We start from the raw sequence: 21095 nt of genomic DNA, 5'->3' as shown, positions 1-21095 counted from the left end.
GATAGGACTCGGGCTCGCGGACCAGCCCTCCGTTACGGAAGAGCGGACACAGGAACGCGGTGGACCCTTCCGCGACGTCGCTCCGAAGCGCAGCCGGCGAACTCCACCGAGCCGACCACCCACGGCGCTGATTCTCAACATTAATCTCGACCAAGTCCTCAATGCCAGCCGCACGAACACTAAACTCAGCGTCACGTGGACTGATCTTGTACTCCGGTCGATACTCTAGCTCTCCCGGCATCAGTCGAGGTCCCAGAAATCGCTGAGATCCCGGCGGTACTCGTCGATTCGAACCTTGGTGCTTCCCGTAATCCTCGTGTTACCGACGTCGTCGGCTCGTCGAATCAATTCATTGATCCGGTGATGCCCATTCACGATTGTTCCGCTCTCATTGATTCGCGCCACCCCACCGTCAAGAGGGTTATTGAACGAGGCCAGAAGATCGTCGTCACTCCAGTTCTCCATCGCCTTAGCCTTATCTGGGTCAATCCCGTGCCCCTCGATCGGCTTGGCATTCCGAAGATCATCGACTGAGGTTCCGCAATTGTGGACGAGGACAGGCGTGCCACCGGCCACCACATAGTACGTGTGGATGTCGGCGACCGTGAGGTCGTGCATCGTCTTCAGACCGGCGTACGACCGGACGGCCTGGACCGTGATGGCCGTGCCGTCGAGCGCCCGTAGCGCCTCGCCGACCCGCACGTCGGCGGCGTCGATCCAGTCCTTGCGGTCCTCGCTCCAGAACGGGTGGTGCTGGGTGGTCTTGATGACCGTCGCCTCGGCGCCGTCGGCCTTGACCGTCACGTCGGTCAGGTCCGCATCCTCGTTGCGATGCGTACGGGTGACCTCGCGTGCCTCGGTTTTCCCGGTCTCCGGGTCGGTGGCGAGGACCAGGTCACCCTCGCGCAACTCCTCGATGGCCTTGTAGCCGCCCGAGGCCAGCACCACCTTCGTGCCGGGCGCGAAACTGTGCCGCTTCGTCAGACAACTCTCGGCCGCCTTGAGGACGTCGTCGGCCCACTTTGTATCGTCGCTCCACTTCAACACGGCCTTGAAGGCCCTGTTGATCGTGCTGGCCATGGGCTTGGCCTTGCGGAGGAACTGGAACGCCTTGCCCACCGGCAGCATTCCGGCGAGCGTGAAGACGCAGGCCATCAGGTCGCCGTGGATGCAGTCCAGGATGTCGTTGATGCCGAAGAAGTCGAGCAGGAGCTTCCCACCGGCCTCGATGATGATCGAGATGGCGTTCTGCTTCTTGACCTCCTTGGCCCGCTTGATCTCCTCGTCGGTGGGCCCGCCGTTCTTGCCGCCGCCCTTGCCGCCCTTGCTGCCGCCGCCGTTGCCACCGCCGGCCTCGTGCGCCGCGCGGGCTTCGGCCCAGTCGTCGTCGCCGCACTTACCACCGCAGCCGTCGTTGTCGCCCTTGACCTCGACGTAGTTGCCGTACATGTCCTCGTAGTCGGCGCCCGGACCGCAGGCGTCGTCCGAGCACGCCCGCAGGCCGCTCGGGTCGGAGAACGTGATCGGGCTGTTGTTGCTGTAGGCGTACGCATTCCACTGCTGCGGGTCGGCCAGGTCCTGCACCGGGTCGACGGAAATGAACCGTCCCAGTGCGGTGTCGTACTGCCGGGCTCCGACGTTGGTCAGACCCGTCGGATCCTTGTCGCCTCCGACGAAGCCCTTGCTGTTCGTCCACTGCGGCTGGGTGCCGCGCGGATCGCCGTACGGCGTCTGGCGTCGGATGGTGACGGCCTGGGACGCCGCGTTGATCCCGGTCTGCTGGGTGCCCTGGTGGTCGGAGTAGAGCCAGGTCAGGGCACTCGGCGTACGGTTGGCGACCATCCTGCCGGCGAAGCTGTAGTAGCGGGTGCCGGTGACGACGGAGTTGTTGTCGCGCCGGATCTCCTGGCCCGGCAGGTAGAGCGTGCTTCCGGTGGAGTCCCGACGGATCAGACGCGCGCCGTCGGCGTCGTAGATGTTGGTCTCGACGGTCTGCCCACCAACGCTCACCGAGGCGAGCTTGCCCTCGGTGTTCCACTTCAGCGTCTGCGAGCCGGTTCCGTTGGCGCAGTTGTTCGCGGTGGCGGCGACCGGCCGGCAGGTCATGTTGCCGACGTTGTCGTAGGCGTACTGGGTGGTGACGGCGGCCTGGCCGGGCGCCTCGGTCAGGACCGAGGAGACCGAGTGTGGCCGTACGGAGGTTGGGCCGCTGGCCGGTGACGTGTACGTGCGGGTGGTGTCACCCGCCGCCGTGTGCACCTTCTCCGTGCTGCGGTTGCCGACGGCGTCGACGGTCCACTCGTGCCAGTACGGTGCCGGCCCGCCGAGGTTCGACACGGCCGGATCGGTCTTGCAGTCGACGCCCGCCTTGGGCGTCCAGGCGTTCGTCATCCGGCGCAGGTCGTCGTAACGGAAGCACTGGGTGTCCGCGGCGCCGACCTGCGGGGTGTCCTTGATCCCGATGATGTTGCCGGCAGCGTCGTGTTCGTAGTCGGTGTCCACCACCGTGCCGGCGGCGGTCTCCGGCGTGACCGTCACCCGGTCGAGGCGTCGGGTGGTCAGGTCGTAGGAGGTGTTGTCCTCGACGTACACGCCGCCGTCGGTCTTGCGGGTGGTGAGCGTCGGCTCGCCGTACTGGGTGTACTGCTGGCCGATCACGTAGCGGCCCACGTTGATCAGGTTGGTGGTGAGTTCCGTTGGCAGGCCGGTCGTGGAGTCGTACTTCGTCTGGACCTTCTCGGTGGTCAGACCACCGCCGGCCGGATAGGTGATCGCCGTCGGAGTGCCGTCGAACGGCGAGTACTCGTAGCCGTAGGTCCAGGTGCCGGCGATCTTGTCAGCCTCGTTGGTGGGGATGACGTAGTTCGTGCCGGTGGGCTGGTAGCGGTCACTGAAGCCGCGCACCTGCCACTTGTAGGCGTTCGAGGAGCCGGCCGTCTCGTACCGGATGCTCTCGGTGAGCTGACCGCGCACCACCTGACCGGTGTAAAGCTGGTCGTACTTCCACTCGGCCAGCTTGTTGGCGGCGCTCACGCTGCCGGCGTAGAGACCCTTGCGCCGCCCCGACGTGTCGTACTCGTTGACCAGCACGCCGTTGGCGTCGGTGACCGTCTCCACCTGGTCGTACTGGGTGAAGGTGGTCGTGGTGGTGCCCTTGTCCGGGTCCTTCGCGCTCGTCTGGCGGCCCTTGACGTCGTACGTGTTGACCCACTCGTTCCCGGCGGTGTCCTTGACGAGGGTGAGCTGCCCCTTGCGGTTGTAGGTGTAGGTCGTCACGTGGTCCGGCGTGACCTGGGTCCGGTCAGTCTGCTGTCGCAGCTCCACGGTCCGGCCCTGGACATCGGTCCTGGTGGTGGTGACGGTGCCACCCGTCGGCGGGGTCACCTTCGTGGCGTCACCGAGGTACTCGGTCCTGGTCCGCCACTTCTCGACGAGGTTGGTGATCCCGTCGGTGCCGAAGAAGACCTGGTCGGTGACGCGGGAGGCGTTGTCGTAGACGGCCTTCGACAGCGCCGGCACCGACCACTCGGGCTCCCACCAGAGCGCGCCGTCGGGCGTGCCCGGCTCGGCGTGAGCCTGGTAGCTGGTCACGGCCCGGCCGGTGGCGTCGTAGAGGGTGTCGGTGACCACCCGGCCACCGCCCACCCCGGCGGCCTGCGTCTGGCGCGGCCGGAGGAAGGCATCCTTGATCTCGTACGACGTCAGGTATCCGCCGCCGGCGTTGAGGACCCGACTCTTGGTGTACGGGTAGGCGTCCCGGTTCGGCGCGTAGTAGTAGGTGTACTCGACCGACGGACTGTTCGGGTAGGTGGCCTGCGGCCAGCCCACCTTCCACCCCTTGGCGAGCCGGCCCATCGGGTCGTACACCAGGTCGGACTGCTTGCCGTTGAAGTCCTTGGTCCGGACCGGCTGGCCCCAGTAGGGACGGGTCTCGATCGTGTTCACCCAGTCGACGCTGGTGCCGTTCGGATCCGGCGTCTTCGTGGTCACGGCCGTCACCGGCCCCCCGGTCGCGGGGGTGTACGCCGTGGTGACCGTGCGGCCACGCGCGTCGGTGGCGGTCTTCGGACGGCCGTACTCGTCGAAGGTGGCCTGGCTGATGGTCTGCCAGACGGTGCCGCCGGCGGCGGACCAGTCCTTGAGCCGGTCGATCCGGGTGACCTCGCCCCGGGTCGGCGCGGTGTCGGCGCTCGTCGCGCCGTCGTAGAACTTCCGCTCGTCCGCGACGATGTCGTCCTGGCTGGTGGGTGCGGTCGCACACGGCACGGCCTTGACGGTGATCTGCTTGACCGTGTCGAGCAGGTTCGCGCCGGTGTTGCGGTTGTAGAGGTAGGTGGTGCACGTTTCGTCACCGGTCTTGGCGACGTCACCGTCGGACTGGACGGACTTCGTGCTGCCGTAGTCGTCGTCGAAGTCCTTCACCGTGCGCGCGGTGCGCCAGCCGGACGCGCCGTTGACTCCCAGCGCCACCGCCTCGTAGGTGACCCGGGTGTTCGTGAAGTGGGCGGAGACCAGGTCCTTGTTGATGGTCCGGCTCGCGGTCGCCGGCGATCGCCACGGCACGTTTACCGTCTTGCTGACCGGCTTGGTCGTGGTGCCGTTGTAGACGACCTGCTCGCGGACCATCCCGGCGAACTGATCCTCGTCGTACACCGTCTCGCTGCCCAGGGAGGCGCCGACGGTGACGCTGCGGGTGCCGCCGGAGGGCGCCGCCCGGTCACCGTGCATGCCGCGCAGGAACGTCGTACGCGTCAGCGTCTGCGCCGGGGCGTCGCCCTTGCGGACCTCCACCTGGCCGAAGCCGCGGAACTGGTTCCAGGTCTTGCGCTTCGGCGGCACCAGCCCGTTGTCGTCGGCGTAGTGCCAGGCGGGATCGCCCACGTAGTCGTAGTAGGTGTTCTGCACCGGCTGACCGTGGTCGGTGCCGCCGGCCATCACCTTGATGTCGGACTCGGACACCTGCTCGACGACGTACTTGTGCCAGTACTCGGTGAGCTCCTTGCCCGGTTCGTACGGGTCGGGGCCCACCACCGGGTAGCAGAGGCGCGTGTTGGACGACGGGGACGACGGGAGGCTGTTGCTCTTGCAGTCGGCCTGGCTGTACGTGACCTGGATCTGCCCCCCGGTCTCGGTGAAGATGTTGCCGATCCGCATCCGGTTGTTGCTGGTGTTGTTCTTGCTCAACACCCGGTTCGCCATCGACACCGGCTCGAAGGTCACCGGCGGCATGACCACGGTGCCGCCGACCAGACCCTTGTGCACCAGCGAGGTCAACCACATGCCCGCGTGGTCGCTGCCGTCACCGACCGGCGGGTAGGAGTGGACCAGCGTCCACGAGTCAACCGGCTGCCAGTCCGCCGTGGTCTTGGTGGTGTCCCAGACGCGCGTGGTGACCGTCGACAGCCGCTTCGTCGTCCAGAACGTCGGGCCGTAGTTCTCCTTGCAGTCCGCGGCGGCCGCCGTGCACTCCTGGTCCCAGGGGACGTCCTTCCAGTTGCCCCGGTTCGAGCAGTCGGTCACGCAGCGGTCCGCCACGTCGAGGACGACCTGGGCCAGAGGCTTGACCGAGCGGTCGGTCGAGCTGCGGTCCCAGGTGCCGTAGTCGATGCGCCGCAGCGCACCGCCACGGTCGTAGCGCGCCTTGTTGGTGGACGTGGCGAGCTTGGCGTAGTAGTTGGACTCCTTCTCGTACCAGTACGACAGCGTGTTGCCGCGCGGGTCGACGACGTAGTCGAGGTTCCACCGCCAGGTCTGGTCACAGAACGACGAGGCGAACGAGGAGCCGTTGCACGGCTCCTTCGAGTGGTTGCCCGCGACTGGAACGGTCCAGGCGGACTCGGTGGTGGCGCTCTGACCGGGCAGCGTGTTGCGGCCGAAGAAGTACTGCGTGCCGTCGGGCGTGGTGACCTTCCAGTACTCACCGTCGTCGTCACCGTTGGACGTGCCGGTCAGTTTCTGAATCTTCGTGCCGTCCTCGTTGCGGCTGTGCCAGCCCTTGCCCTCCTCGAAGATCAGTTCGCCGCCGCGGCCGTTCAGCGACATCGTCGCGTTGTCGGAGCGCCAGCACTGGTCTCCAGTGCGGTTGGAGCTGTTGTTGCCGCCGCTCATGTCGTCGGCGCACGCCACATAGCTGCGCTCGATGTAGCCGGACCAGAGGCTGAAGCCCTCACCGGCCCACGACGGCTGGCTGTTCGACGCGTCGGACTGGCCGTCGACCGCGTCCGAGGTGTAGGAGAGGCCGAGGCTGGGCGCCGGGCCGCCGATGGCCGGCGGCATGCGCATCGGGTACGACCAGGCGAAGCCGCCGGTCGACGTACCCACCGACCAGGTGGCGCTGGCCGACATCGGCGTGGCGGAGAAGTCACCCTCCGGACCCGAACTGCCCGCCGCGAGCGCGACGAGCGTCCCGGCCTGCCCGGCGGTCCGCGCCGCCGAGGCACCGGCAGCCACCGGCACCTCGGCGGTGACCGAGCTGCCGTCGTTGTCGGAGATCAGCGGCTGGGCCGCGCACTCGGCCCGCTGCGGGTCGCGTAGCCCGCACTCGGGCACCTGCCACAGTCGCAACCGGGATGCCCAGTCGCCGCCGAAGGCGTCCCGGAAAGCGCGGTAGTCCACCGAGACGGTGGCCGCACCGGGCTGGGTGGAGGTCGCGGACCGGGAGGTCGCACCCTCCTGGCCGGCGTCGTCGATCCGCAGCACCAACCCGTCGCGCCAGCGCGCCGGCATCGCCGCCCGGTCGAGCAGGTGGACGGTGACCGCCGAGGTCCGCGCGCCGGCCGCGCCGGCCGCCCGGTTGACCGACACCGGCAGCGCACCGGCGCGCACCGAGGACGCGGACGCCGAGCGGCGCTGGCCGGGCGTGCCGTCCGTCGGGAGCGCCACCGTCGCCTCGCCCGGCTTGGGCCAGACCGGTGCGGCGGGCTTGGCGTTCGGTACGGCCTTCGTCGGCCAGGCACGACCGACCGCCGGGCCGCCGTCCTTGTCGAGCTTCTCCCGCTGACCGGTCTGGGGCTTGGGGCCGGCCGGCGCGGCGTGCGCCGGCACCGACAGTCCCGTGATCACCAAGGCGGTGCTGAGGAGCCCCGCCACGAGCACCTTGCCGGAGCTATAGGCTTTATGAGGGGATTTGCGGGCGTTTTTTGGGTAGGGGGTCACCATGCCTCCAGGGACGAGGTCGATGTGCGGGGCTGGTCAGGGGTGCGGAGCGATCAGTCCTCGGGTGCTTCCACCGACTCGGGTGACTCCGCGTCGAAGAGCGTCTTGACCGCCACGTCGGTCAGCGCTCCCTGGTAAAGGCCGAGCTTGTCGATGTCACCCCGCCAGAGGTCGGCCCACCGGGTCGTTCCGCCCACCGGGGTGAAGCGGGCAGCCCCGACGACGAGCGGACCGGTCGCGTCGAAGGCGCCGGTGAAGGTGCTACCGCCGTAGCTGTTCAGGCCCTCCTGCTTGCCGTTCACGTACAGCCGGACCTCACGGCGGGTCACGTCGTACACGGCGACCAGATGCGTCCACCTGGCCCGGTCGTCCTCCGTCAGGACCGCCGACGTCATCGGAACCGCCACGGTCTGACCCGAGATGACGTCGTCGTCGACACCGAAGACGCTGACACACCAGCGGGTCTCGACAGTGCTGCCCACCGTGTACGCGCGCTGGCCGAGGTAAAAGGCGGACTGCTCGGTTCCGGCCTGACTGACGGCCGTCATGGTGCCCGTCGCCTCCACGTCGGGTCGCACCCAGACGGACACGGAGAAGGACTGGTCGGTACGCAGCACCCGACCGTCCTGCCAGACGGGGTTCTGCGGCTCGGCGAGATTGTCCTGGGAGCGCCCGTACTCCGTGGTCAGCTGGGTCGGATCGTCGATGCCCTGCCGGTCCAACGTCAGGAACCTGTCGTCGGAGAGCGAGCCGAAATCGGCGCCCGCCGTCAACGCGAGCCTGCGGCCGAACTGCCCGTCCTCCGGCGCGCCGCACAGCGTGGGATCGGTGGACTCCACGTAGCAGCCGATGCCGTTGGCAAAGCCCCAGTCGCCCACCCGGATGGCCGACAGCATCCCCGGCTCGTCATAGCCCCCCGAGTTCGGGTCCTCGGCGAGCTGGCCGGTGAAGTCGTGCTCGACCAGGACGCGGTCGTACACCTGCACGTCGGCCAGGTTGCCCTTGAACCAGTTGCCCGGCCCGCCCGAGGCCCATCCCCGGCCGACGCTGAACGCGCCGCTCGCGCCCCACGTCGCCACGGTCCGATCGGTCTCGGCGGTGAGCTTGCCGTTGACGTAGAGCCGGACCTTCCCGGCCGTCTTGTCGTAGACACCGGCGATGTGGGTCCACCTGCCGACGTCCGCCGTCGTCAGGGCGCTGCCGACCGCCGCCCGGGTCGTGCTGCTCTGCACGTCGGTGTCCTTCATGAGGAACGACCAGCGCGGAGTCGCCGGCGAGCCCTCCAACCGGGTACCCAACACGAAGCCGGCCGTGCTCGTACCGGCCTGCGCGGCGACCGCCATGTCCGTCGTGGTGGGCAGCGCCGCCAGCCGTACCCAACCCGCGACGCTGAACGACTTCGTGGTGTCCACCACCGGTCCGGCCGTGGCCAGGCTGGACGAGGTGCCGTTGAACGACGCGGTCTCGCCACGGATCAGCCGCAGGTCCCCGGTCCAGGAGACGCTGCCCGAGGACAGTGGGGTGCTGCCGGACGGGGGCGACTGCTGCTGGTCGGTGAGAGCCTGTGCGGCCGTGACCCCGGGGTACGTCTCCAGACCCCAGCGGGCCGTCGCCGGCGCGGGGCGGAGCGCGGTGAACTCCTGTGAACCGCGGCCGATGTTTCCAGCGCCGTCGGTCGCCGCGACGAAGAGGGTGTTCAGCCCGTACTTGGGTACCACGAGCGACACGACCGCCTGCTTCACGTTCACCGTGACGTTCGACGGGTTGGTCCACGTGCCGCTGGTCGCCGCGATCTCGGTGACCGCCGGGTCGACCCAGCCGTACCGGAACTTGGTCACCGTCGTGTCGGTGGACCTGATCGTGAAGGTCACCGTGCTGCCCGGCAGCGCCGTCCCGGAGGTCAACGTCGCGGTCACCGGCGGCACCTTCGTGTCGCCCACGAACTTGCACCAGTCCGACCAGACGCTGGTCTGGCTGTAGGGGGCCGGGTCCGTCGCCTTGGCACGGAACGCGTACGTCACGCCCTCGCTGGCGGTCACCGCGGCCGTCGTCGAGCGGCCTCCGGCGGGAACCGACGCCCCGGCGGGCGCCGACCGGCGCGGGGTCGACGCGTCGATCACACCGTTGGCGGGCACCTGGACCCACTCGTACCCGGTCGTCAGCGCCTGGGTGCCGTCCGCGTCCGGGAAGATCGCCGAGAACGTCGGCTTCAAGGTGCCGATGACGAGCGTCGTGCTGGCCGAGCAGGCCACACCGGCCGCCTGCAGGTTGTTCGGCTTACCGGGGATGGAGTCGAAGTCGACCACGAGCTTGGCGTTGCCGGGGAAGAACTTCTTCCACCGGTCGGTGGTGCTCTCGCCCGACCCGTCGGTGGCGCTGCACGCACAAAAACCGAACGTGATGTTGGTGGCGTTGCTGGTCGCCGCGGACTGGATCACACTCGTCACCGGGGAACCCTGGAAGTTGACGGTCATGTCCGGCTGCGGCGAGTCGGAACATCCCGAGCCCTCGTTGGCGTGCGAGCTGGCCGAGGCCTTCAGACCGATCAGCTTCGGCGCCCAGTTCGTACGCGGAGTCGAGGCGATGACACCCGAGTGGTACAGGTAGGTCGGGGTGTTGCCACACGACCAGGTGTGGTCCACCTTCATCTGCACGTACGCCGACTCGATGTGCTTGCCACGCACGGTGGTCAGCGGGAAGTCGAAGTAGGACCGGTACAGCTTGCCCGACTCCGGGTCACGGCCCACCCGGGCCACCGACGTGTCCGTGTTGTTGCTGTTGTTGTTCGTCGAGTACGCCCACCGGGACTTGCCCGTGGACCAGGCCGGGTCGATGTAGACCGGGAACGTCGCACCGGCCGGCGAGAGCAGCGCGGCGTCCGGACGGAGCACCAGGTCACCACCGGCGACCTGGACATCGACGGGCGCGACACGCGCTCCCTCACCCGGGGCCGCCGCCGACGAGGGCTCGGCCGGCCCACCCGTGGACGCGGCGTCTGCGGCCGAGGCCGTCGCCGAGCGCTGGCCCGACGACGCGACGCCGACGCGGGAGTCCCACATGACGGCACTGTCGGCGGCGGCGATCACCTCGTCGCCGGCGAGCGCCGACAGGCGACCGTCCCGACCCCGCACCACCCGCGCGTCACCGCCCAGGTCGAAGCGGAGTTCACGCAACCGCGGGTTCGCCGCCGCCTCCGGCGTCCTGACCACCAGGACGTGGGTGAACCCGGTCCGCGTGGCCCGCAGCACCAGGTCCGTACCGGGCAGCACATCGGCGTAGGTGGCGGCGTCACCCGACACCGACGGTCGGGGAAGGCCGCCCGGCCACGACAGGGAGAACGACCTGCCGTCGCGGGACAGCATCACGGCAGCGTCGCCGCCGCCGGCGGAGAACCGTACGTCCGCGACCGACGACGTGGGCCGCCAACCGTCCGCCGCTCGACGCAGCGCGAGGTCGACGGCCGCCCAGGAACCGTCGCTCCGCTTGACGCGTTGCGGCAGCACGGCGGTCTCCGCCGTGAAACCGCCCGCCGGGTTGGCGAACACCTGGGTCAGCTCGGTACGAGCGGCCGTGACCTCCACCCGCTGCCCGGAGCGACGGGCGGCGGCGGAGGCGGACTCGGAATCGATGCTCCGGGCGGCACCGGTCGCCGGTTTCGGCGAGGGTGTCGGCGCGGCCTGCGCGGGCACCGCGACCGATGGGCCGAGGAGCGCGACGGCGCAGCCGACGGCGAGGAGAGTGCGTTTCTTCAGGAACGCAGGCAGCATCGAGCGGCCAGTGATCATCATCGCTTTCCCCCGTGTGATGAGAACTAGTCGGCCGAACTGTAGGGGTGCCTAACAGGTTTGTCTATGTCCGCTACGGAGCGCGATAACAAATGGGACGGTGGCCTTCAATGATCACCGCCGCGACACCCGCTGTGACCGATGTGAGCACCGGTCACCGTGCCCTCACCAGCGACGCGGCGGGTCAGTCGGCGAGTATCCGGTCCAGCGGGCGGGGCACGCGATCCGGGTCGAGCGCCCGCACGAGCGCCTCGGCATAGCGCGCCTTGCGGCCACTCATCGTGCCCAGGAAACGACGCAGTTGCCGCTCGATCGACCGTCCACGTTGGGCGGGTTGGTTCTGGAAGACCCGGAACCGGGCCAGGTCGCGCTGGTCCGCGATGACCCGCTGTACGCCCTCGCTGCCCAGGGCACGGATCAGCTCGTCCTCCAGGTCGGTGACGCACACACCGAAACCGAGGGCCTCCATCGCCGAGCGGTCCAGGGCGGCGCCGAGGCCCGCCTGCTCCAGGCCGCGACGGAAGAAGCCCTCCTCGGCCTCGTCGCACAGCCCGCGTACCGTCACGGCGAGGCCCTGCGTCCCGAACAGCCGCAGGTACCGGCCGACGCTCATCGCGCCGCCGAGCGGCACCACACAGACACCCTCACCGGCGAGATCACGGTGCCGTCGTTCCGCGAGTGCCTCCACCGCACGCTGGTCGCTGACCCCTTCGACGAGGACGACGGTACGCAGGCCGGCCGCCGACTCCCGGGCCGCATCGGCGGCCGTCGCGGCATCCGGACCGCCGGCCGCCCACAGGTGTACGGCGGCTCGGAAGCGGTCCGGCTCGTGCACGGGACCGAGTCTCGCAACGGTCGGCGCACCCCGCCACCGGATTCTCGACGGCCAGCCCGGCGTCGAGTGTCCTCGGGCGTACCCACGCGAAACGGCTCGTCACCGTGAGAATGGTGACGAGCCGTCAACGAACTGGTGGGCGATACTGGGTTTGAACCAGTGACCTCTTCCGTGTCAAGGAAGCGCGCTCCCACTGCGCCAATCGCCCGTGGTGCCGCTCGATCCGGCCGTCAGGCCCGTCGAGACGGATCGCGAGCGGACGACGGGATTCGAACCCGCGACCCTCACCTTGGCAAGGTGATGCGCTACCAGCTGCGCTACGTCCGCACGTCCCCGGCTACCGCCGGCAACGGAGCAGACTCTACCCGATCCCAAGATCGGCCGGCGCGGCACCCTCGGGCGACCGCGATTGCGCTGCTCGACAGCGGGGTACTGATGAACCTCGACAGCGCACCACACCCCCTAAGGAGGCTGTCGTGGGTATCGGCACCAGCATCTTCCTCATCGCGCTCGGCGCGATTCTCACCTTCGCCCTCGACGCGAGCGTCGGCGGCATCAACCTCGACGTGGTCGGCTGGATCCTGATGGGCGCCGGCGTACTCGGCCTGATCATGACGGCGTTGATCTTCCAGCGCCGCCGTGCCGCGGTCGTGACCACCACCGAGCAGCCGGTCGAGTACCGCCGGGTCGAGGAGCGGCGGGACATCGCCCCGCCGCTGTGACGCGCTCCGGTGAACGGGCCGGCGACCTCCTTGCGAGGATGCCGGTCCGTCACGTTTCCGCTGGTGAGGCCCGGTACGCGCCGCGTTACGATCCAGCTCATGGAGTCCCTCGACGCGGTGCTGGCCGCTCACCGGTCGTACCTGCTCGGTTGGAACATCGGCGCGGACGACGACCCGAGCCTGCCGACCTACCGCAGTGACGTGCCGCACGCCACCCTCAACGGCGTGCTGCGGGTGGCCGGGCCCACGCCCGGCGAGGCGCTGGTCGAGGCCCGGCGACGCCTGCGGGGCGTACCCCGGATCTGGTGGGTCGGGCCGGACAGCGACGCCGGCACCGCCGACGGCCTGGTCGCCCTCGGCGCGACCGAGGTCGCTCGCATGCCGATCATGACGATGGCGCTCGCGGCGACTGCCGGGCCCTCGACGCCGACCGGCGTACACATCACCGAGACCGACGACCTGGATCCCTTCGTCGCGGCCTACGCCCGGGTGTCCGGCATCCCCACGGCGGGTGTCCCGGCGACGATCGAACGGGAGAAGGCGTTCAGTGGCGACGGTACGGTGATCCGGCTGGCTGGTCGCCTCACCGACGGCCGGATCGTCGGCACGGCTGTCGCCTGGCTCAGCCACGGCCTGGTCACGCTCTACTTCGTGGGTACGCAGCCCGAGCAGCGCCGGCAGGGCATCGGCACGGCCATGACCCGGGCCGCTCTCGACCTGGCCCGGATGCGAGGCGCCCACACGGCAGCCCTCACCTCGTCTCCCGTCGGCGAGGGAGTCTACCGTCGCCTCGGCTTCCGGCCGGTGGGCGAGTTCCGGCTGCTGACCTTCTGACCGGTCGACGGCAGATCCTCGTTCCGAACGCGAAATAGCCGCACGGGGGGCATGGTCAACGAGGCCGCCGGTTGCGAGACTGCTGGGAATGTCCACCACGCCGCTGTCCCTGCCGCAGCCGTCCGCGCGGGCACCCGAGTTCGGCCGGGACGCGCTCATCGTCTGCGAGAACCTGGTACGGATCTACCAGACCGGTTCGATCGAGGTGCAGGCGCTTCAGGGACTGGACCTCGCCGTGGAGAGCGGTGAGATGGTCGCCGTCGTCGGCGCCTCCGGATCGGGCAAGTCGACGCTGCTCTCCATCCTGGCCGGCATCGACGCCCCCACCGCCGGGCGGGTCCGGGTCGACACGTGGAACCTGCTGGCGATGTCCCGCGCGGACCGGGTGAACTACCGGCGGCGCACCGTCGGGTTCGTCCGGCAGCAGACGGCGAGCAACCTGATCCCCTACCTCACCGCGCGGGAGATGGTGGACCTGCCGATGACGGCGGCCCGTACGCCGAAGAAGGAGCGGCAGGAGCGAGCGGCCGACCTGCTGGACAGCCTCGGCGTCGCCGACTGCGCCGATCGACGCCCCGGGCAACTCTCCGGTGGGCAGCAGATGCGCGTGGCGATCGCGGTGGCCCTGGCCAACCAGCCGCGGGTCCTGCTCGCCGACGAGCCGACCGGCGAGTTGGACGCCGCCACGTCCGCCGAGGTCTTCGGGGTGCTGCGGGACGTCAACCGGCGCTACGGCGTCACCGTCGTCGTGGTCACCCACGATCCGGCGGTCAGCGGCCAGGTCGAACGAACCGTCGCGATCAGGGACGGTCGCACCAGCAGCGAGGTGCTGCGCCGTGCCACCACCGACGCGGAGGGCGACACGCACATGATCGCCGAGGAGTACGCCGTGATGGACCGGGCCGGACGGGTCCAGGTGCCCCGCGAATTCCGCCAGGCATTGGCACTGACACGACGGGTCCGGCTGGCCCTGGAACCCGACCACATCACGATCCACTCCGACTCGCGGAGCGGCGAATGAGCGAGCCGATGCTGCGGATCCGGGGCGTGCACCGGCGCTTCCGCACCGGGCCGACCGTCGTCCACGCCCTGCGCGGCGTGTCGTTCGAGGTGGCCGCCGGTTCCATGGTGGCGCTCGTCGGCCGGTCCGGCTCGGGCAAGACCACCCTGCTCAACGTCATCGGCGGCCTGGACCGCCCGGACGACGGCACCGTGCACGTCGACGGCACCGACGTCACCGCGCTCGACGAGGACGGCCTGTCCCGACTGCGGCGCGAGAAGGTGTCGTACGTCTTCCAGAGCTTCGGACTGATCCCGGTGCTGTCGGCCGCCGAGAACGTCGCGGCGCCGCTGCGGCTGGCCCGCGTCGCCCCGGCCGAGCGCGAGCGGCGGGTCGAGTTGCTGCTGGAACTGGTCGGCCTGGCCGACCACGCCCAGCAGCGGCCGGCCGAGATGTCCGGCGGCCAGCAGCAGCGGGTCGCGATCGCCCGCGCGCTGGCGGCCTCGCCCCGGCTCCTGCTCGCCGACGAGCCCACCGGCCAACTGGACGCCGAGACGGGTCTGTCGGTGATGGCCCTGCTGCGCGGGGTGGCCGAGTCCGAAGGCGTCACCGTCCTCGTGTCGACGCACGACGCGGTGATGATGGCCCTGGCCGACCGGGTGATCCGCATCCAGGACGGGCACCTCGACGAAGAGCCGGCCGGGCAGGCGTACGAGCCCGTGTCGGACGCCGGGTGACACGACGATGCTGAGGCTCGTGCGCCGGCGCGCCCGCGCGCAGTGGCCGCTGCTGGCGGCACTCCTCGGGGTCGTCACGATCGGCGCGACCCTGCTGGGCACCTGCGCCCTGCTGGTCACCCGTACCGCGGAGCGGGCGCTGGAGGTCGCCGTGGCCCGCGCCGACCCCGCCGCCATCGACACGACCGTCTACACCGGCGCCGTCGAGGGCCCGGACGCGTCGTCCGTCGTCGCCGACACCCGCGCCGGCGTCACCTCCGCGCTGGCGCCGTTCTCCGTGACCACCACCGCACGGGCGTCGACGGTGCTACGGGCACTGCCGCCCGGGCTCGCCCCGGGCACCACGGTCGGCCCCCAGGCGTACCTGTCGGGGCTCGACGACCTGCCGACCCGGGCCGAGCTGGTCAGCGGAGGCTGGCCACAACGCCCCGGCGACGCGGTGCTCCTGGAGTCCACCGCCGAACTGCTCGGCCTCGCCCCCGGCAGCCGGGTGCGCCTCGGCGCCGAGCTGGCTCACCCGCCCGTCCCGGCCATCGACGTGACCGTCGTCGGTGTCGTACGCCCGCTCTCCGGGCGCGGTTGGGACCGCGACCCCCTGGCCGCGGCCGGGTCCGCCACCGGCTACCGGGACGGTCGCTTCCTGCAACCGGTCAACGCCTACGGCCCGTTCCTCGTCGACCTCGCCGACCTGGTCACCACCGGCGCCACCGTCGACCGCCTGGAGGTCACCGCCCACCCGGACCTGACCCACGCCGACCGCCGGGACCTGGAGACCGTGGCCGGGGGCATCCGCGACGTCGACCGCCGGCTGGCCGGCGTCCTCGGCGACCGCGTCCAGATGGCCCGTGTCGCCACCGACCTGTCGCTGACCCTGCGCTCCGCCGACGAGCAACGGCATGCGACCGCCGCCGTCGTGCTCGCGATCGCCGTCCTCGGCGGTGTCCTGGCCGCGACGGCGCTCGTCCTCGCCGGCCGCCTGACCGCCGGCATCCGCGCCGACGAGACCGCCCTGCGGTCCGCCCTGGGCGTCAGCCGTCGTCAACTCGCCGCCACCGCGACCCTCGAGGCCGGGCTCGTCGCCGTCGTCGCCGTCGCGCTCGCGATACCGGCCTCGTCGGCGCTGCACGCCGGCCTGACCCACCTGTCGCCGCTGGACGAGGCCGGCCTCACCGTCCGGCCGGCCATCACCGGTGTCCAGGTCCTCGCGGTCGCCGGGGGCGCGCTGATGCTCGCCGCCGTCCTCACCGTCCTGGCGATCCGTCCCGTCCCGGCGGCCGGCGAGCGGCGCACCCGCCGCGAGCTGCTGGCCCGCTCCGGCGTCGACCTGCTGCTCGCGGTCTTCGCCGCCGTCGGATGGTGGCAGCTGTACGCGCAGCCCACCGCCGCCAGCCCACGCGCCGACGTGGTCCGGGTGCTCGCTCCGGCGCTGCTGCTCACCGCCGGCGCCGCCCTGGCGCTCCGGGTGGTGTTGCCCGCCCTGCGTGGCGCCGACCGGCTGGCGTACCGCGCCCGTGGGCTGGCGCTTCCGCTGGCGGTCTCCGAGAGCGCACGCCGACCCCAGGCGGTCGCCGCCGGCGTGCTCGTCGGGTTGGCGTGCGCGGCCGGAACCTTCGGCCTGGCCTTCGACACCACGTGGCACCAGTCGCAGCGCGACCAGGCCGCCCTCTCCGTCGGCACCGACCTGGCGCTCACCCTCGCGACGTCACCCGGGGCCGGGGAGGGCGCGGTCGTCAGCGCGGCCACCGCGGGAGCGGTCAGCCCCGCCCTCGACCGTGGTATCGCCGTCGGTCAGTGGCTCGGGACATCCGGCGAAGCGCCGCGCCTCGTCGCCGTCGACACCACCCGTGCCGACGCGCTGCTGCGCGGGCGGCTGGACAGCGACCGCGGATGGGCGGACGTGGGCGCCGCGCTGGCACCCCGTACCCGGGTCACCGGCCTCGACGTCCCGGCCGGCGGTCCGCTCGTGCTCAGCGGAACGGCGGCCGGCGACATCCCGCTCGCCGTGACGCCCCGGCTGCTGCTGCAGGACGTCACCGGTCTCCGCACGTCCTGCACCGGTCCCGCCGTACCGCTCGACGGTCGCGAGGTACGGCTGCCCGCCTGCGCGACGGCCGACGAGCTGCGCCTCGTCGCGGTCGCCCTGCCGGTCACCGCCGACACCGGCGACGAACTCGTGGCCGCCGCCGGACCCGTGGCGGTGGCCGTCACGCTGACCGTGCCGACCGCGCCCTCCACCGACGGATCGGACTGGACCGCCACCTCCGCGCCGCCGGTGCCGAGCAGACTGAGCGACCTGGACGTCCGGTTCTCTCCGACCCCGACCGGAACAGCGCTGCGGATGGCCGCGACCGTCGAGCTCGGCGGCGCCGACGACGCCGCCCGGACCCTCGTCGCCACCGCCTTCCCGGACCCCGGTCCGGTGCCGGTCGCCGTCTCCGCCCGCTTCGCCGACGAGGTCGGTGTCCACAGCGGCAGCAAGCTCAGCGTCACGCTCGGCACCACGCCCGTACGGATCGTCGTCACCGAGGTCGTGCCGGCCGTGCCGTCCGCCCCCGGGGCCGTCGCCGTCCTGGCCGACCTGGACGTGCTGTCCCGCGCACGCGTCGTCACCGGCGACCTCACGTTCCCGGTCGATGCCTGGTGGGTCGGCCACCCGGCCGGCCCCGACGCCGCCGCGCGGGCCACCGCCCTGCACCTGGGCACCGTCACGACCCGCGAGGCGGAGACCGCCCGCCTCATCGGCGGCCCGCTGCGCGCCGGACTGCCCGGCGCGCTCCGGGTCGTCGTACCGGCCGCGGCCCTGCTGCTGCTCGCCGGCGTCGTCCTGCACGTCACCTGCGACCTGCAACTCCGCGCCGTCGAGGTGGCGCGGTTGCGCGGCCTGGGGATGTCCCGGCGCGGCATCCGGGCCGTGCTGCTCGGCCAGCACGCCGGCGTTCTGCTCTCCCTGCTCGCGGCGGGCGCGGCCGTCGGCGCTCTCGCCACCCGCCTCGTCGCTCCCCTGCTCGTACGCTCCGACACGGGCGCCGCGCCCGTCCCGGTCGCCCAGCCGCACTGGCCGTGGCCGGCCGAGGTCGCACTGCTCGTCGTACTGCTGGCCGGATGTCTGCTGGCGGTCGCCATCGTGGTCGGCGTCCAGGTCCGCCGAGCCGACGCCGCGCACCTGCGGGTGGCGCCGTGAAGCGGTTGACCCCCCGGTTCCCGACGCCGCACTGGCCGAGCGTCCGGGGCCGGGGCCGGGCCGACGCCGGTCCGCTGCTGCTCATCGCAGCCGTCATCGCAGCCGTCGCGCTGCTCGCCGGGGCCGTGCCGGTGCTGCTCCGCGCCGCCGCCGACCACACCGTCCAGGACACCGTCCGCCGTGCCGGCGACGACGCGAACGTCCTCGCACACGCCGACTGGGAGCGCGACGACGGTCCAACGGGTGGGCGGGTGCGGCTGGCCGACCTCGCCAAGGAGGTCAGCGACTTCCGCGTACGGGCGACGTACGCGCTCGGGCCCGACCTGGACACCGCGCTGCTCCCGCCCGTCGCCGTCGTCAACGGCCCGATCCTGAGCCTCACCGACGGCACCGCGCCGCGTACCTTCCAGTTCACCTACCTGGCCGACGAGACCGGCGGCCCGAAGGTGACCTGGACCGCCGGACACGCTCCCGCCGCCACCGTCTCCGACGAGTTCATCGAAGTCCCCTACGAGGGAACGCCCTGGCCGGTCCAGGTCGGCATCTCCGAAGCGGACGCCGCCGTGCTCGATCTCGGCCCCGGCGACCGGATCCCGGCCAAGGACAGCCGGGGGCGCGACAAGGACCTCCGGATCAGTGGAATCTACCGACCCACGGACACCGCCGACCCCGCCTGGCGACTCGCCCCGGCGCTCCTGCGGCCCGTGCCCGGCGCCGACGGCGTGGGGATCACCCGTTTCGCCGGTCTGCTGTCGCGCGACTCGTTGCCGGACGCCCGGCTCGCCGTCGACGAGGACCAACTGCGGCGCACAATCCACTTCGCCCCCGACCCCGACGCGCTCACCTGGGGCACCAGCGCACACCTGATCAACCAGGTGGTCACCCTCAAGGCGGCTTCCGGCTCGTCAAGCGCCCGCGACGACTCGCTCAAGTGGGAGTCGCAGCTGGACGCCACCCTGCGCGACACCCGTGCCCGGGTCAGCGCCGTCCGGGCGCAGGCGGCCGTGCTGCTCACGGGCGTACTGACCGCCACGGTCCTGGTCCTGCTGCTCGCTGCCGACCTGCTGGTCCGCCGCCGTACCCTGGCGCTGAGCGCCGCCCGGCAGCGTGGGGCGGCGCTACCCGACCTCGGCGCGGAACTGGCCGTCGAGTCCACAGTGGTGTCGCTGTCGGCCGCTGCGGTCGGGCTCGCGCTCGCCCGGGTGGCGGCACCGGGCGTCTCCTGGACCTGGGCCATTCCCGTGGTCCTGGCCGGTGCCGTCGCCGGGCCGGCGTTCGGCACCCTCGCCGCCGGCCGCGCCAGCCGCGATCGGCGTCAGCCCGCCAACCCGTCCGCTCGGCGCTGGGTCCGGGCCACCGGACAGCTGCGCCGCGCCGTCGTGGAGGCCGCTGTCCTGATCGGCGCGGTCGCCGCACTCGTCACACTGCACCAGCGCGGGCTCCTGCCGGTCACCTCCGACGGCGACGCCGGCGAGGTGACCGGCGACGTGATCCTGCCGATCAGCGCCGTCGCACTGGGCGCGCTCGTCGGCGGGCTCGTCCTGATCCGGCTGCTGCCCCTGGGCGCACGGCTCGCACTCCGCCAGGCCCTGCGCTCACGCCGCCCGCTGGCCGTCTTCGGTGCCGCCCGGGCGGTCACGACGGCGGGGCGCGCGCTGCCGCTGCTGGTGCTGGTGAGCGCCACGGCGCTCGCGTCGTTCGCGCTCATCCTCGGCACGACCGTCAACCGGGGCCTCGCCGACGGCGCGTGGAGCGCCGTCGGCGCCGACGCCCGCCTCGACGTCGCCGCGGACGCCAAGGCCGCCACGCCCACCGTCGCCGAGCACATCGCCGCCGCGCCGGGGGTGGGGCAGGTCGTCGTCGCGCAGGTCACCGACTCGGCGCGCGTCTTCACGGACTCGACACCGTTCGCTCCCCGTCTGGTCGTCGTGGACGCCGAGGCGCTCCAGCGCCTGCTGGCCTCGACGCCACTGCCCGACGCTCCGGCGCTGGCCCGGCTCACGACACCCGGCCCCCGCCCCGGCGACGTCCCCGCGCTGGTCCGATCGGGCGACGGCGAACTGCGGGCCGGCACGCGGTTGCAGCTTCCCCGGGACGACGCCCCGGCGATCCACCTCTCCGTGGTCGGTACCGCGCCCCCGGTCGGCGGCGCCGACGACGTCGTCATCGTCGACGCCGCGGCTCTCGCCGACGCCGGCCTGCCCGCCGTTCCGAACACGGTCTGGGTGACCGGTCCCGGCGCGGCGCAGGCGGTGTCGAACAGCGGCGTCGCCGCCGATGTGGTGTCACGCGCGAACGTCCTGCGGACGCAGCGAGCGGCTCCGCTGACGGCGGGACTGCTGCGGCTGGCCTGGGCGGCCGCCGCCGTGCTGCTGGCGCTCGGGCTCCTCGGCCTGGCCCTCGCCGCCGCCGCGGGGGCGTCCGAACGGTGGCAGACCCTGACCCGGCTGCGGACCCTCGGGCTGCGGCCCCGCGACGCGCGCTGGGTCGCCGCCGGAGAGCTGCTGCCACCGGTCGTGGTCGTCGCGGTGTGCGGCCCGATCCTCGGGGTCCTGCTCGCACGCCTGACACTCGGCCCACTCGACCTCCGGCTGCTCACCGGCCAGGCCGACAACCCGGCGGCGGTCCTGCCGTGGTGGCTGCTCGCCCTGCTGGGTTCCGCGCTGCTGGCGGCGGCCGCCACCGTCGTACCCGTGGAGTCGGCGCTGCGACGACGCGACCGGCTGAGCGAGGTGCTCCGCGCCGGCGACTAGGGCCCCTTGGCAAAGTCCTCGGTCGAGCCGAGGCGGAGTTCAGGCGGCGGTCCGGCAGGGTACGGGCGTCCGTCAGAGCTGGCGGCGGGCACC

9 protein-coding genes and 2 tRNA genes are annotated in these 21095 nt (G+C 71.6%); 6 read left to right on the top strand and 5 right to left on the bottom strand.

What is annotated here, in order from left to right:
• Positions 1 to 240 precede the first annotated feature (240 nt).
• The 5 genes from ACQPZK_RS08520 to ACQPZK_RS08500 form a co-directional block, all read right to left on the bottom strand.
• Positions 241 to 7062 carry a polymorphic toxin-type HINT domain-containing protein gene (locus ACQPZK_RS08520; RefSeq protein WP_433537751.1) on the bottom strand — a complete coding sequence of 2274 codons (6822 nt, stop codon included), beginning with the start codon at positions 7060 to 7062 and terminating at the stop codon, positions 241 to 243.
• Between the two features lie 146 nt (positions 7063 to 7208).
• Positions 7209 to 10922: a LamG-like jellyroll fold domain-containing protein gene (locus ACQPZK_RS08515; protein ID WP_433537750.1), complete on the bottom strand. Its 3714-nt coding sequence runs from the start codon at positions 10920 to 10922 to the stop codon at positions 7209 to 7211.
• 202 nt (positions 10923 to 11124) lie between these two features.
• The gene (locus ACQPZK_RS08510; protein ID WP_433537749.1) at positions 11125 to 11775 is read right to left on the bottom strand and encodes a TOPRIM nucleotidyl transferase/hydrolase domain-containing protein; all 651 of its coding nucleotides are present in this window, start codon (positions 11773 to 11775) and stop codon (positions 11125 to 11127) included.
• Between the two features lie 133 nt (positions 11776 to 11908).
• Positions 11909 to 11983, bottom strand: a tRNA-Val gene (locus ACQPZK_RS08505).
• A gap of 46 nt (positions 11984 to 12029) precedes the next feature.
• Positions 12030 to 12102, bottom strand: a tRNA-Gly gene (locus tag ACQPZK_RS08500).
• 149 nt (positions 12103 to 12251) lie between these two features.
• On the opposite strand from ACQPZK_RS08500, the gene ACQPZK_RS08495 reads away from it, so the two are divergent.
• The 6 genes from ACQPZK_RS08495 to ACQPZK_RS08470 all read left to right on the top strand — a co-directional run bounded on the left by ACQPZK_RS08495 (position 12252) and on the right by ACQPZK_RS08470 (position 21002).
• Positions 12252 to 12497, top strand: coding sequence for a DUF6458 family protein (locus ACQPZK_RS08495; RefSeq protein WP_355051783.1), 246 nt, complete (start codon positions 12252 to 12254; stop codon positions 12495 to 12497).
• A 99-nt stretch (positions 12498 to 12596) separates the two neighbouring features.
• On the top strand, positions 12597 to 13331 hold the full coding sequence (locus tag ACQPZK_RS08490) for a GNAT family N-acetyltransferase (RefSeq protein ID WP_433537748.1): 735 nt from the start codon (positions 12597 to 12599) through the stop codon (positions 13329 to 13331).
• An 88-nt stretch (positions 13332 to 13419) separates the two neighbouring features.
• Complete coding sequence (locus ACQPZK_RS08485) at positions 13420 to 14352, top strand: ABC transporter ATP-binding protein (RefSeq protein WP_433537747.1); 933 nt, start codon at positions 13420 to 13422, stop codon at positions 14350 to 14352.
• On the top strand, positions 14349 to 15068 hold the full coding sequence (locus ACQPZK_RS08480; RefSeq protein ID WP_433537746.1) for an ABC transporter ATP-binding protein: 720 nt from the start codon (positions 14349 to 14351) through the stop codon (positions 15066 to 15068). The genes ACQPZK_RS08485 and ACQPZK_RS08480 overlap by 4 nt, the downstream gene beginning before the upstream one ends.
• 7 nt (positions 15069 to 15075) lie before the next feature.
• On the top strand, positions 15076 to 18249 hold the full coding sequence (locus ACQPZK_RS08475; protein ID WP_433537745.1) for an FtsX-like permease family protein: 3174 nt from the start codon (positions 15076 to 15078) through the stop codon (positions 18247 to 18249).
• On the top strand, positions 18246 to 21002 hold the full coding sequence (locus tag ACQPZK_RS08470; protein WP_433537744.1) for an FtsX-like permease family protein: 2757 nt from the start codon (positions 18246 to 18248) through the stop codon (positions 21000 to 21002). The genes ACQPZK_RS08475 and ACQPZK_RS08470 overlap by 4 nt, the downstream gene beginning before the upstream one ends.
• Positions 21003 to 21095 lie beyond the last annotated feature (93 nt).

It is taken from the genome of Micromonospora sp. CA-249363 (assembly GCF_050950185.1).
GTDB lineage: Bacteria > Actinomycetota > Actinomycetes > Mycobacteriales > Micromonosporaceae > Micromonospora.
Note: the sequence above shows the minus strand (reverse complement) of the source record. Positions and strands in the feature narration are given on the sequence as shown.

Excerpts from the sequence above, each read along its gene's own strand:
- ACQPZK_RS08515 (WP_433537750.1), bottom strand. The coding sequence starts at position 10,922 with ATGCTGCCTGCGTTCCTGAAGAAACGCACTCTCCTCGCCGTCGGCTGC.
- ACQPZK_RS08480 (WP_433537746.1), top strand. The coding sequence starts at position 14,349 with ATGAGCGAGCCGATGCTGCGGATCCGGGGCGTGCACCGGCGCTTCCGC.
- ACQPZK_RS08475 (WP_433537745.1), top strand. The coding sequence starts at position 15,076 with ATGCTGAGGCTCGTGCGCCGGCGCGCCCGCGCGCAGTGGCCGCTGCTG.
- ACQPZK_RS08485 (WP_433537747.1), top strand. The coding sequence starts at position 13,420 with ATGTCCACCACGCCGCTGTCCCTGCCGCAGCCGTCCGCGCGGGCACCC.
- ACQPZK_RS08490 (WP_433537748.1), top strand. The coding sequence starts at position 12,597 with ATGGAGTCCCTCGACGCGGTGCTGGCCGCTCACCGGTCGTACCTGCTC.